The 12,478-nt window shown below is 61.3% G+C and carries 15 protein-coding genes; 10 read left to right on the top strand and 5 right to left on the bottom strand.

The window, feature by feature from the left end; genetic code table 11:
- Positions 1-198 (top strand): hypothetical protein (locus tag ACP5M5_RS13445; protein ID WP_427938169.1); only part of this gene is annotated, 198 nt, incomplete at its 5' end.
- Positions 199-213: 15 nt separating this feature from the next.
- On the opposite strand, the gene rsmD is transcribed toward ACP5M5_RS13445, so the two are convergent.
- From rsmD to ACP5M5_RS13430, 3 genes are read right to left on the bottom strand one after another with little or no spacing between them, the layout of a single operon-like run.
- Complete coding sequence (rsmD, locus tag ACP5M5_RS13440) at positions 214-759, bottom strand: 16S rRNA (guanine(966)-N(2))-methyltransferase RsmD (RefSeq protein ID WP_427938167.1); 546 nt, start codon at positions 757-759, stop codon at positions 214-216.
- The gene (locus tag ACP5M5_RS13435) at positions 759-1,514 is read right to left on the bottom strand and encodes a pseudouridine synthase (protein ID WP_427938165.1); all 756 of its coding nucleotides are present in this window, start codon (positions 1,512-1,514) and stop codon (positions 759-761) included. Before ACP5M5_RS13435 ends, rsmD begins: the two co-directional genes overlap by 1 nt.
- On the bottom strand, positions 1,511-2,215 hold the full coding sequence (locus ACP5M5_RS13430; RefSeq protein WP_427938163.1) for a gamma-glutamyl-gamma-aminobutyrate hydrolase family protein: 705 nt from the start codon (positions 2,213-2,215) through the stop codon (positions 1,511-1,513). Before ACP5M5_RS13430 ends, ACP5M5_RS13435 begins: the two co-directional genes overlap by 4 nt.
- A gap of 141 nt (positions 2,216-2,356) precedes the next feature.
- Here ACP5M5_RS13430 and ACP5M5_RS13425 point away from each other — a divergent pair, with 141 nt between their 5' ends.
- From ACP5M5_RS13425 to ACP5M5_RS13405, 5 genes are all read left to right on the top strand, one after another.
- On the top strand, positions 2,357-2,812 hold the full coding sequence (locus ACP5M5_RS13425) for a nucleoside deaminase (protein ID WP_427938161.1): 456 nt from the start codon (positions 2,357-2,359) through the stop codon (positions 2,810-2,812).
- Between the two features lie 66 nt (positions 2,813-2,878).
- Positions 2,879-4,174: an MFS transporter gene (locus ACP5M5_RS13420; RefSeq protein WP_427938159.1), complete on the top strand. Its 1,296-nt coding sequence runs from the start codon at positions 2,879-2,881 to the stop codon at positions 4,172-4,174.
- Between the two features lie 267 nt (positions 4,175-4,441).
- Entirely contained in the window at positions 4,442-6,262 is a 1,821-nt protein-coding gene (locus tag ACP5M5_RS13415) for a chloride channel protein (protein ID WP_427938157.1), read from the top strand.
- A 410-nt stretch (positions 6,263-6,672) separates the two neighbouring features.
- Positions 6,673-7,317, top strand: a complete 645-nt coding sequence (locus tag ACP5M5_RS13410; protein WP_427938155.1) for an N-acyl amino acid synthase FeeM domain-containing protein — start codon at positions 6,673-6,675, stop codon at positions 7,315-7,317.
- Between the two features lie 90 nt (positions 7,318-7,407).
- Complete coding sequence (locus tag ACP5M5_RS13405) at positions 7,408-8,325, top strand: PEP-CTERM sorting domain-containing protein (protein ID WP_427938153.1); 918 nt, start codon at positions 7,408-7,410, stop codon at positions 8,323-8,325.
- Between the two features lie 23 nt (positions 8,326-8,348).
- On the opposite strand, the gene ACP5M5_RS13400 is transcribed toward ACP5M5_RS13405, so the two are convergent.
- Complete coding sequence (locus ACP5M5_RS13400) at positions 8,349-8,558, bottom strand: hypothetical protein (RefSeq protein WP_427938151.1); 210 nt, start codon at positions 8,556-8,558, stop codon at positions 8,349-8,351.
- Positions 8,559-8,776: 218 nt separating this feature from the next.
- Between ACP5M5_RS13400 and ACP5M5_RS13395 the strand changes: the two genes are divergently transcribed.
- The 4 genes from ACP5M5_RS13395 (at position 8,777) to ACP5M5_RS13380 (ending at position 11,847) form a co-directional block, all read left to right on the top strand.
- Positions 8,777-9,508 (top strand): hypothetical protein, encoded by a 732-nt coding sequence (locus ACP5M5_RS13395; RefSeq protein WP_427938149.1) that lies wholly within the window; start codon positions 8,777-8,779, stop codon positions 9,506-9,508.
- A gap of 87 nt (positions 9,509-9,595) precedes the next feature.
- Positions 9,596-10,351: a glycosyltransferase family 4 protein gene (locus ACP5M5_RS13390; protein WP_427938148.1), complete on the top strand. Its 756-nt coding sequence runs from the start codon at positions 9,596-9,598 to the stop codon at positions 10,349-10,351.
- 6 nt (positions 10,352-10,357) lie between these two features.
- Positions 10,358-10,813, top strand: a complete 456-nt coding sequence (locus tag ACP5M5_RS13385) for a hypothetical protein (RefSeq protein WP_427938147.1) — start codon at positions 10,358-10,360, stop codon at positions 10,811-10,813.
- A 152-nt stretch (positions 10,814-10,965) separates the two neighbouring features.
- Entirely contained in the window at positions 10,966-11,847 is an 882-nt protein-coding gene (locus ACP5M5_RS13380; protein ID WP_427938145.1) for a TauD/TfdA dioxygenase family protein, read from the top strand.
- 102 nt (positions 11,848-11,949) lie between these two features.
- Here ACP5M5_RS13380 and ACP5M5_RS13375 read toward each other — a convergent pair whose 3' ends face one another.
- A complete protein-coding gene (locus ACP5M5_RS13375) occupies positions 11,950-12,204 on the bottom strand; it encodes a hypothetical protein (RefSeq protein ID WP_427938143.1) in 255 nt (84 codons plus the stop codon).
- Positions 12,205-12,478 lie beyond the last annotated feature (274 nt).

Below are 12,478 nucleotides of genomic sequence, written 5' to 3'. Positions count from 1 at the left end.
CGCGCCTCGCTGGCAACGACCTCTCGGGGCGATGCATGTGGTTCGACCTGTCGCGCCGAGATCGGTCTTGATGTGGATTTTGGTCGAGAAACCGTCCCGCGAGCCGCCGAACGCCCGGCGATGCCGTTCCCTTTTGCCCCGGCGGCCTCGTCAATCCGGTATCTCTCGGATCATATCGCCTTGGCCGGTAATTGCTGAGCCGTCACGGCAAAGTCAGCGCCGCCAGATCGCGAGCCGCGCCGCGCCGTGGCGGCGTTCCGCGAGCGGCGGGCCGAGCTCCGGCGGCAGCGGCTCGGCGCGGCCGAGTTCGGCAGCGATCAGGGCGCCGGGTGCGAGCCAGCCAGCGGCCTCGAGGGCGGCCAGCGTCGGGGTGAGCAGCCCCCGGCCATAGGGCGGGTCGAGCAGGATGAGCGTCTGCGGCGTGCCCGGCGGCGGCCGGGTCGCGTCGGCGGCGAGCACGCGGGCGCGCGCTTCCATCCGGCACGCAGCGATATTGGCCGCAAGAGCGGCGCGGGCGGCAGCGCTCTGCTCGAGGAACACCGCGCTCGCCGCGCCGCGCGAGAGGGCCTCAAGGCCAAGCGCGCCGCTGCCCGCAAAGCCATCGAGCACCCGCGCGTCGGCAAGGACATTTTCCGCCCAGGGCGCATGCGCGAGCATATCGAACAGCGCCTGGCGGACGCGATCGGCGGTCGGCCGGGTCGCCGCCCCGCTGGGCGCAAGCAGGCGCCGGCCGCGCAGACTGCCGGCGATGATCCGCATCACACCGCGGGTTTGGGCAAGTGCTCGCGCAAGACGCGGGCGGGGATTTCCTCGACCGCGCCGCGCGGCAAGAGGCCGAGCTGGAATGGGCCGTAGCTGATCCGGATTAGCCGCGTGACGACCAGGTCGAGGGACGCCATCACCTTGCGGATTTCGCGGTTTCGCCCCTCGCGCAGCGCAACCGACAGCCAGGCATTCTCGCCCTTGTGCGAATCGAGCCCGGCCTCGATCGGGCCATACCGTACCCCCGCGATGGTCATCCCGCGCGCCAGCGCCGCAAGCCGCGCCGGATCGACCACGCCATGGACACGCACCCGATAGCGGCGGATCCAGCCGGTCGCCGGCAATTCCAGCAGGCGGGCGAGGGCGCCGTCATTGGTCAGCAAAAGCAGCCCCTCGCTGGTGAGATCGAGCCGGCCGACGCTGATCACCCGCGGGAGAGCAGGCGGCAGCTTCTCGAACACCGTCGGCCGGCCTTCCGGGTCGCGATGGGTGGTAACGAGGCCGGAGGGCTTGTGATAGCGCCAAAGCCGGGTGCGCGCGGGGGTCGCGACCGGCTTGCCGTCCACGAGAACGATATCGTCGGCGGCGACGAAGGTCGCGGGATGGGAAACCGCCTGGCCGTTGAGGGCGACCCGGCCGGCGGCGATCATCGCCTCGGCGTCGCGCCGGCTGCTGATGCCGGCGCGGGCGAGGAATTTCGCGATCCGTTCGCCCATTGGCCGCTCGCCCCCCGGCCTCGTCTCCTCGCTCATCGGCAGGCCGCGACGAAGGCGGCGAGCAGGCGGCCATCGCCGGGGTCGCTCAAAAACTCGGGATGCCATTGCACGCCAAGACAAAACCGCCGCCCCGGCGCCTCGATCCCCTCGATCACCCCGTCCGGGGCCATCGCACTAACGATCGCCTCCCGACCCGGCGTCCGCACCGCCTGATGGTGCGAGGAATTGACATGCATCGCGCCAGCGCCCGTCGCGCGGGCGAGCCGCGTGTTCGCGACGAGGGTGATCGGATGGCCAGGCTCGTGCCCCTCATGGGGGAGGGCGTTCGGGATCTCGTCCGGGATATGCTGGACCAACGTGCCGCCGAGCATCACCGCGAGCAATTGCTCGCCGCCGCAAATGCCGAGCACCGGCTTGTCGGCGGCGAGCGCGCCGGCGAGCAGCGCCATTTCCGCCTCGGTGCGGGCGGATTTGAGGGTAACACTGGGATGCGCCGCGGCTTCACCGTAAATCGCCGGATCGACATCGAAAGCGCCACCGGTGACGATCAGCCCATCGAGCCGCGCCAGCATCTCCTCGGCGAGAGCGGCGAGATGCGGCAGCGCCAGCGGTAGGCCGCCGGCCGCTTCGATGGCGCTGGCATAGTTGGCGCGCAGCGCATACCACGGCCAGCGCGAATAGCCGCCGGGTGGCTCGGCATCGAGGGTAAGACCAATGACAGGACGGCGAAAGGCCATGGCGAACGGGTCCACGCAGGTGAGGGAAAGGGAAGAAGAATTGTTCTTTTTTGGAAAAAAAGAACCAAAAAACGTTTGTCCGTTGGGCAGTGTCCAGCGCCGGAGCGGAGATCTAGACGCCCGGCGCGGACGGAGCAAGTGATGCGCGCCGCCGGCGCGGCGCTGGCGGCAGCGCTGGAGGCCGCACGGGCAGCGGGGGCGCGCGGCGAGGTGCCGGTCGGCGCCGCCGTGGTCGCTCCAGACGGCACCCTCCTTGCGGTGGCCGGCAATGAAACCGAGGCACGCGCCGATCCCTCCGCCCATGCCGAGATGCTGGCGCTGCGGGCGGCGGCGGCGGCGTGCGGCATGGCGCGGCTTGCCGATTGCGACCTCGTGGTGACGCTCGAGCCCTGCCCGATGTGCGCCCAGGCCGCGAGTTTCTTTCGCATCCGCCGGCTGATCTTCGGCGCCTATGACCCCAAGGGCGGCGGCGTCGAGCATGGCGCGCGGGTGTTTGCCGCGACCTCGTGCCATCATCGCCCAGACGTGGTGGGGGGCGTGCGTGAGGGCGAGTGCGCGGCGCTGTTACGCGCCTTTTTCGCCGCCCGCCGTCCCTGAGCCGCTTGCCGGAGAGGCGAAATTATGGCGTTGTGGCGGGGTGAAGAAACCAGGGAGGAAAACGGCGTGAACGAGATCGAAACCCGGACCATGGCCAAAGTCATGCGCCGCCTGGTGCCGTTCCTGATCCTCTGTTACTTCGCGGCCTACCTCGACCGGGTGAATGTCGGGTTTGCCGCGCTGACCATGATCCCCGATCTGCATTTGTCCAAAACCGCTTTCGGTTTCGGCGCCGGCATCTTCTTTCTCGCCTATTTCGTGTTCGAGGTGCCATCGAATCTCGCGCTCGACCGGTTCGGGGCGAGCCGCTGGATCGCCCGCATCATGATCACCTGGGGCATCCTCTCGGGGGCGATGGCGCTGGTCTCGGGCGAGACCAGCTTCTATGTCGTGCGCACCCTGCTCGGCGCCGCCGAGGCCGGGTTTTTCCCTGGCATCATCTTTTATCTCACGCTGTGGTTTCCCGGCGTCTATCGCGCCCGCGTCGTCGCCTATTTCATGGCCGCGATCCCGCTCTCCTCGGTGATCGGCGCGCCGGTTTCCGGGCTCATTCTCTATACCGACGGCATGCTTGGTCTGCGCGGCTGGCAATGGCTTTTCATCCTCGAGGCGGTGCCGGCGATCCTGCTCGGTTTCGTCTGCTGGTTCTATCTCACCGACCGCCCCGATCACGCCGCCTGGCTCGCCCCCGAGGAACGCCAATGGCTGACCGAGCGCATGGCCGCCGAACAAGCCGCGCGTGAGCGGGCGCGCCGCTATACCATTCTCGAATCACTGATCGACCCGCGCGTGCTGGCGATCGCCTTGATCTATTTCGGCGCGGTTGCGGCCAATTACGGCTTCACTTTCTGGCTGCCGCAGATCGTCAAGGCATTTGGGCTGAACAATGCGCAAACCGGCTTCGTGACCGCCATTCCTTATGTTATCGGCACGCTCGGCATGGTCTATTGGGGGCGGCGTTCGGATCGGCTCGGCGAGCGCAAGGGGCATATGGCGATCGCCCTGATCGCCGCCGCCGTCGGTCTCGCCGCCTCCGCCGTCCTCAGCGATCCGCTCGCCAAGATGGTTCTTCTTTCGGTTGCCGGCTTCGGCATTTTCGCCGCGATCTCGGTGTTCTGGACCTTCCCCACCGCCTTCCTCTCCGGCACCGCGGCGGCGAGCGGGATCGCAATCATCAATTCTATCGGCAATCTCTCCGGCTTCGCCGGCCCCTACGTCATGGGGGCGCTTCGGGATTATACCGGCACCTTCACCAGCGGGCTTTTCGTCATCGCCGGCGCGACCGTCGTCGCGTTGATCATCGTTCTGCTGTTGCCGCATGACCGCGCCTTGGAGGAGGCGCCGGCCACGCCCGCCGAATAGAGTTAGGACGGCCTCTGGATCGCTCGCGCCTCGCCACAATTTGGTGAAAAAACTGGTCATCAAAACGCCTGATTCACCATATTGACTCTAGACTGTCTGGCGTCGATGACCTCCATCCAGAGATTTCCGTAAGATGCAGCCGGCTTTGTCAGGGTTTTGGGACGGGAAAAGTTTTTTGTCACGCCCGATCCCTGACCATCGCCCCACCCCTGCCCATCGCCCCCCCTCTGCCCATCACATCGCCGGCACCGGCCGGGCGGCGCCGGGATGAGCGTTTTTCCCTTCCCCTCGGGGGCAGCCGCGCGGCGCGACCGGCCGCTGCCGATCCGGCCACGGCGGCCACTCGGCGAAATCGTCCTGCATGTCCCGCAAACGCTGCGCGCCCTGGTGCGCGCCGACGAAATCTGGCTGGTGGTGCTCGCAGCCCTGGTCGGCTGCGGCGCCGGGCTCTGTGTCGTCGTGATGAATATCGCAACGCTTGAGATGCATCATGCGTTGTTCCTGATCTACGGCCATGAGCGGTTGAGCGGCATGGCCAAGCTCGATCGCGGCCGTCTCCTGCTGGTGCCGAGCCTCGGCGGTCTCGTGCTCGGGCTCTCCGGCCTTGCGGTCGCGCGTTTTTGGCCGCGCCGGGCGGTGGACCCGATCGAGGCGAATGCCCTCTATGGCGGGCGCATGTCGCTCAACGATAGCCTGATCGTCGTGCTGCAGACGATTTTCTCCAACGGCGTCGGCGCCTCGGTGGGGTTGGAAGCCGGCTACAGCCAGATCGGCGCCGCCCTCGGCTCGCGGCTCGGGCGCAGCTTCCGGGTGCGGCGCAACGATCTTCGTCTCCTCGTCGGCTGCGGCGCGGCGGGGGCGATCGGGGCGGCCTTCAACGCCCCGCTCACCGGGGCGTTCTATGCGTTCGAATTGGTGATCGGCACCTATTCGCTGATGACGCTGGCGCCGGTGGTGGTTGCCTCGATTTCGGCGATCGCGGTCGATCGCTGGCTGCTCGGTGACCCGGGCGGCTTCGAGCTTATCCTGCCGAGCACCATCCCGCCGTTCGACTATATCCCGGTGCTGGCCCTCGGCATGGTCTGCGCCTTGTTCGGCGTCGCCATCATGCGCGCGGTGACCCTGACCGAGGAAGTGTTCCGCCATAGCGGCGTGCCAGCTTGGGCGCGCCCGGCGATCGGCGGGCTCGCGGTCGGGATCATGGCGCTGGTGACGCCGCAAGTGCTCTCCTCCGGCCATGCGGCGCTCCATCTCGGCATCAACGCCCCCTATTCGCTGCCGTTTCTCGCACTTCTGGTCGCGCTCAAGGCCGCCGCTTCGGCGATTTCAATCGGCTCGGGGTTTCGCGGCGGCTTGTTTTTCGCGTCCCTCTTTCTCGGCGCCATGCTCGGCAAGCTGTTCGCAGCAATCCTCGCCGCGCTGACCGTGAAAACCTTGCTCCCCGGCGTGGTCTGCGCCGTCGTCGGCATGAGCGGGCTCGCAACAGCGATCGTCGGTGGGCCGCTGACCATGGGTTTTCTCGCGCTCGAGAGCACCGGCAGCCTGCCGCTCACCATCGCCGTGCTCGCCGCCTCCGTGGTCTCGGCCCTCACCGTGCGCCGCACCTTTGGCTACTCCTTCGCGACCTGGCGCTTCCATCTGCGCGGGGAAGCGATTCGCAGCGCCGTCGATGTCGGCTGGATCCGCAATCTCACGGTCGGGCGGATGATGCGCCGCGAGGTGCGGACCGTCCGCATCGACACGCCGCTCGCCAATTTCCGCCGCGATTTTCCGCTCGGCTCGGAGCAACGGGTGATCATCGTCGATCAGTCCGGCCGCTATGCCGGCATCGTCCCGGTCGCCGAGGCCCACGCCGTGGACGGCGCGAGCACGCTCGCCGACATCCTCCATCACGCCGACCAGGTGCTTCTGCCGCAAATGAGCGTGAAAGACGCCATCAGCGCCTTCGAGCGGGCGGAAAGCGACGCGCTGGCGGTGATCGACAGTCTGGAAAACCGCCGCGTCATCGGGCTCCTTACCGAACAATACGCGCTGCGCCGCTACAGCGAGGAACTCGACCGGCGGCGGCGCGATCTCTCCGGCGAGTGAGACGCGGATTTCACGAAAAATTTTAAGTTCCTCATTGATTTTCCTCTTGCCCTTGTTGTTTCTTGTTTGAATCTGTGGTAAGCGCAACTTTGAGTTGATCATTGGGGGTGGCCATGCAATCGAATTCACGCGACGACGAAACATTCGCCATTATATTGCATATGCTTTGGGAATGTCGAAATGTTTTTATTGATTTGAATGAATTCAAGAAAAGCGCCTATGTTGAAAGGTGTATAAATGACATTGTTTGCTCCAATAGCACTTATAATTATAAAGATTTAGCAGCGGCATCAAGTAAATGTTATTAAATCTTTCATACCTGAACAATTCTATCATTAACACGCCGCTGGGTTTTTCAAAAAAAAAAATTACTAAATGCTCCGAATTTTGACAAATCACAATTTCCTGATGTGGAAATTCGACATGCAAACACTGACAACCTTAGATTGCATGCCTATCACATACGCTACAAAGCTTATTTGAGTCATGGTCATATCGCAGAAAAGAAAAAACCATTTTGGTCGGATAAATTTGACCACACGCCCTCAACGACAGTGTTTTTGCTATTCAAATGCGGGATTCCCGTTGCGACAATACGTCTTTGCTTTTTTGATCCTTCATTTATGGATGATATTTCCGAAGTAATTCCGAGTGTCAGTCAGTTTAATTATACGAGACAAAGTATAGCAAAAAAACTTTGCCTTCTCCAGAAGGATTTTAAAGTAGTCGAGATATCGAAATTGGCGAGCGTTCTTAAAAAAAACGAGCATGTCGGTATTTTTGTTTTCATTTATGAATTTCTTAGGTCTGAAATTTTTAATTTGGGCGCCGACATCATTGTGATCTCCGTTCGATTTCAGCATGTAAAATTTTATACCCGATTCGGATTTAAAGTTCTTGAGAGTGGTAAATTCTACCAAAAAGATAATGTAGTTCTTTCTTTGCTCGCATGTGGCGCCAAAAATTTTTGCTCTGCCGGAAAGAGCTGGAATCTAAATTTTTCAACGTTTTCTAACTTACAGAACGGTAATCTTTGTTTAAGCCTTGCTCGATAGTGGCGAGTAGCCGGATGTCGTTAATTTTTTAATTGCCTGCGCCTGAAACCTGAGCAACAATGTCGCTCACAATCAGCCGGGTGAACCATCATGAAACGTCGTTTTGCGACAGTGATTGGCGCGTTAACGATAGCCGCTCCCGCAGCAGCGCAGGCAGCGGCGATTTATCCGTATGCGTTTGCGTCGGATCAGATTACGAATCTGCGAGTAGAAAATGCCGACATAGGCCAATTGGTGTCTATCCCATTAAATTCCGGGAGTCAGGAGGCTATCAGTGACAGCGCCCAATATGATGGATACGGAATTTCAGGCTACCAAAGTAGCGGCGCAGTTAATTCTGCTGTAAGCATTCCGCAGGCTTACTCTGGTCCCTCGTCTTCGACACCTCCGGCGAGCTTTACCCCCCTTGGTCCGGGTAACATGACTGGCGCTCGCGCAGACGCGGCGATTGGGGCTCTAGTTACCCCCGCGCCGGGCGTAGTTGGGGGCAGCTCGGTCTCGAATGTTGTGGAAGCTTATGGGAACGCCCTGGGTAGTTCGGCGGCAGCGGACGTCGCCTACATTAATTTTACATTTACCGGCTCCGGCTATCCTCTAGATATAGTTTTCCAAGAAGCAACCGATCTCAAAGCCACTACGGCAGGCGCATCGTCTGGCTTTGTAGGTGAGTCGGCGTCTGCGAGCGCCCTGAATGCGTTGGTTCTCAACGGCAGTGACGGATCCTCGTTTTCCGCCTATCCGTTTGGAAGCAACGGACAGGTGGCGGTTAGCTCTTCGAATGGCACGGGCAGTTCCCCGTATTCTAGCAGTGGAATTTACTCCATCGTCACTCCAACGCTGGTTGATGGAGTAACATACACGCTTAGCCTTCAATCTTCTGTAACAGAAACCATTCAACCAGGAAGCGCTGTACCGGAACCGTCGTCGATCTTTTTATTCGGCTTTAGTATCCTTGGTTTTTGGGGTGTTCTTCGTCGTTCGAACATGTCAGGTTTGAGTGGGAATTAATTTAAGAAGCCACGAATGCATGATCAATGCAAAGTTTTATTTTCGATACCTCGTTCTTGTAACGCCTTTATGCTATCAAATACTTTAAGCCAAACAACTTCGCCGTTCAAATCTCTCCGAGACCGCATTTCCAATGCGTGACCCATTGCATGTTCAGCCGCGTGATCGCTGTATTCATCTATCATCATTTTTGCCAACCGGCATATGTCTTCGGGCGTCTCTTTAGGTTTCATGATTTTAAATCCATCTAGGTCCCGCAACGCAGGCTGAGCGTGCATTTCTTATGTTCCGCATAGGCCACTTCAATTTGTCAATGATTTTCTTTGAGACGGCGCGTCTGTGGTCGCGCGTTAGTTGAGTTACAAATACAATTTGCCCGTTTTCGTTGGTTGCGGTCCCCACCCGCTGCGGGTAATCGGATTCGGCGATTTCGGACGGAGTATCTGGAGCCATGAGGAGAACTCTCGCGGTATATATTTTTTTTGGAATTTTCCTTGCCTGCCCACGCGCGGATGCCGGGCCGGCTTTGCTCTATTACGTTTCGACGCAAGAGGGCTATGCCACTCCCCCCGTTGGGCAATCCGTCGAACAGCTCGTTCCGACATCTTTGGGCAGCTCCGACATAACATTCGGCGGAACGGCCAGCGTAGCATTCAATGATGGCGCTCATGTTGTGAACGGAACAAATAATTATGCCGTGGGAGGTGGCTACGCGGCGCCTATACTTCCTAATGGGACTCCTTATAGTGATAATTACTATTCAACCGAAACAGGCTCTGTGATTTTTAGTTTTTACGATGAGCAAAAATACCTTGGTTTATTATGGGGATCGGTGGATACAGAGTCAAATGGCAATTTATTAACATTTTATAACGATGGAGTGATGGTCGGACAAATAAGTGGGGCGCAACTTATTGCATTAGCCGGCAACATAACAAATTTCTATGTCGGTTCACAGGTTTTTGGCGGCACTTTTTATCTAAATATTACAGGAATTAATGGTGGCGAATTTAACGAGATGATAGCGTCAAGCGGAGTTCCCTCTTTTGAATTTGGGCAGGTAACGGTTATTAACCAGGCCGCCGCCGGAGGTAATGGGGATCCGATACCGGAGCCGCCCTTCTTGTTTTTTCTCGCGTGCTTTGTCTTTGTCTTTTCTAGGCGTATGTTTGCGCGCTCATAAATAATTTCCGCGCTCGTCGATGATTTGGGTGTCATTCGCAGGAGGCTCCTGTGCCGACGTGGCCTGGCTCGCCGACGCTCACAGCGTATGTGCCGCGCCGAGCTTGGTTTTCCGGGGGGAAAAACTATCTTCTTCTTCATGTTCGATTTTCTCTCGCATGCCCGCCGCAAAAACCCGGAAACGGTGATCGAGGCCTTCACCGCCGCCTTTCCCTCCGGCGAGGAAAAGGCGCGGCTCCTGATCAAGACCCAGGGGGGTGATCAGGCGCCGGAGGAATGGCGGCGGCTCAGCGATCTCTGTCTCGATCCCCGCATCGAGCTGCGCGATGCGCGCCTCGACCGCGCCGAGGTGATCGCCCTGATCGAGGCGGCCGACGCGTTCGTCTCGCTACACCGTGCCGAGGGCTTCGGGCGCGGCCCGGCCGAGGCGATGTGGCTCGGCAAGCCGGTGATCGTCACCGGCTATTCTGGCACCAGCGATTTCGCCGATCGCGACACCGCCTTTATCATCGGCTACCGCATGGTGCCGGTCTCAGAGGAGGAGTATCCCGGCACCGCCGGACAAAGCTGGGCCGAGCCCGATATGCACGAGGCGGCGCTGGCGATGCGCATGGTCCATGCCCATCCCGATCAGGCCCGCGCCATCGCCGCGCGCGGCCGGGAGCGGGTGCAGGCGCTCTATCATCCGGCGATCGTCGGCCGCGCGATGGCGGCGGCGCTGGGGTTCGATCTCGCGCCCGGCAAAGCCGCCGCCTTGTCCGGTGCGGAAAAACCCGCCTCCCCGAAGCGAGCCCGCGACAAGCCGCGCCGCACCGCCACCCCGTTCCGCGCCCAGAGATCATAGCCGCCAATGCCGCCCGCCACGCGCCGCGCCTGCCCCGCTGCCGTCGTTATTGCCGCGCTCATCGTGCTTGCTGGCTGCAAAATCATCGACCAGACCACGTTTGGCGCGAAGCCAGTGGCACCGCCGCCGGATTTCGTTGCCGAGGCGCTGAAACCCGGAAGCAAGCTGCCGCTGATGACCGTGCGTTTCGACGGCACTCCGTTCAACTATGACGCGCAGCTCAAATCGGTTTTGGAACTCGCGCAAACCCGCCGCCCGGACGCGAAATACCACGTCGTGACCGTAGTGCCGGCCTCTGGCGATCCCGAGAAAGACAGCCGCGCGATCGAAAACGGCCGCTATGACGTCCGCCGGCTCGAGGACGCGATGACCAATGACGGCATCCCCGGCGATGACATCAGCACCTCGGCACGCACCGAGAAAGGCGTCACCGCGCGCGAAATCCGCATCTATGTCGAATAGGGCAAGGCGCCGAGGCGCTTCTTCGCATTCGGCGTGAACGTCGCGATCGCCACCACCGCCATCGCGGATCCGCGCGGCGGCTTGACATATCAGGCCCGGCCGCGCTTGGCTTGGCCCATAAGACCAACGACGTCGTCGCGGAGGAAAATGCCATGGCTCTTACGATCACGCCGCTGCACCCGCTTTTCGCCGCCGAGGTGAGCGGGGTCGATGCCTCGGCGCCGCTCGCAGCGCCGCTGGTTGCAGAACTGACCGAGGCAATCGACCGCTATGCCGTTCTGGTGTTGCGCGGGCAGACTCTGACGGATGAGCAGCAGATCGCCTTCGCAAACCTGTTCGGCCCGCCCGAGATCAATATCGGCGTCCATCGCGCCGCCAACCAACGCCGTCTCGCGCGGCCGGAAATGGCGGATGTCTCGAACATCAACCCGCAGAACGAGGTTCACCGCCGCGATGATGCGCGGCGGATGTTCAATCTCGGCAATATGCTCTGGCATACCGACAGCTCCTTCCGCGACCCGCCGGGCGGGTTGTCATTGCTTTATGCCCATGCGGTGCCCTCGCGCGGCGGCGAGACCGAATTCGCCGATCTTCGCGCCGCTTATGACGCGCTCGATGGCGACATTAAGGTCGTGATTGCTGATCTCCGTGCCGAGCATTCGATCATGCACTCGCGCGCGAGCCTTGGCTTCAGCGAATTTTCCGAGAGCGAAAAGGCCGCGTTACCGCCGGTTGTTCAGCGGGTGGTGCGGGTTCATCCGGGGTCTGGGCGAAAGACGCTTTACCTCGCTTCGCACGCCTCGCACATCATCGGCTGGCCGGTGCCGGAGGGTCGGCTTTTGCTCCGCGATCTCATCGAGTTCGCGACCCGCCGCGAGTTCGTCTTCGTCCATCGCTGGCAAGCGGGCGATCTGGTGATCTGGGACAATCGCTGCACGCTGCATCGCGGCCGGCCGTTTCCCGCCGAGGAACGCCGTGATCTCCGCCGCGTCACCACGTCCGACCACGCGGCGATGGCGGAGAAGGCGGCCTGAGAGAGTTGGGGGGGCGTCGTCTGCCCGCGCTCGACCGCCGGGTGCACGCGAGCGCGGCGCGAACGCTGAGACCGTCAGGCTATCCTGATCACAGCGCCGGCGTCAGACCGAAAGATTGAGCAGCGAGCCACGTGGCAGAACCTGCCCTGGCGGCAGGGGGGGGAGCGAGAAAGGCTGGCCTGGCTGGCTGCTCGGCTGGGCTTGCGGGCTCGCCTGCTGGCTGGTGTTGGGCTGGCCATTCACCATGGTGTTGGTGAGATCACGCACCGGCAGGATAGCACCAGGGCGCAGGTTCTGCTGGGCCCCGGGGGTGATCGAGAAAGCCGAGAGGGAAGCGTTATTCAACATGGAAAACATGGTGCTGTACATGAGTTAATATCTAGTTAACGACACACCGTCTTAAAATGAGATTCCCCTCCAGTCACGAATTTGTGATCAGCGGCTGACATGGCCGCTCTCGGGCGCACACGCCCGCGCGAAATGGCCGAGCGCCCGGCAATTTCCCAAAGTTTCCCTAAAATCCGTCGCGTGCACCGGCCCGGGGTATGACCTCGGGGTCGGCGGTTTCGTGGCGCGTGGTGGAGCTGAGGGGGATCGAACCCCTGACCTCCTCATTGCGAACGAGGCGCTC

Source organism: Acidibrevibacterium sp., from assembly GCF_049965395.1.
GTDB lineage: Bacteria > Pseudomonadota > Alphaproteobacteria > Acetobacterales > Acetobacteraceae > Acidibrevibacterium > Acidibrevibacterium fodinaquatile.
The sequence above is the reverse complement of the archived record's forward strand: the minus strand, read 5'-3'. Positions and strand labels throughout refer to the sequence as shown.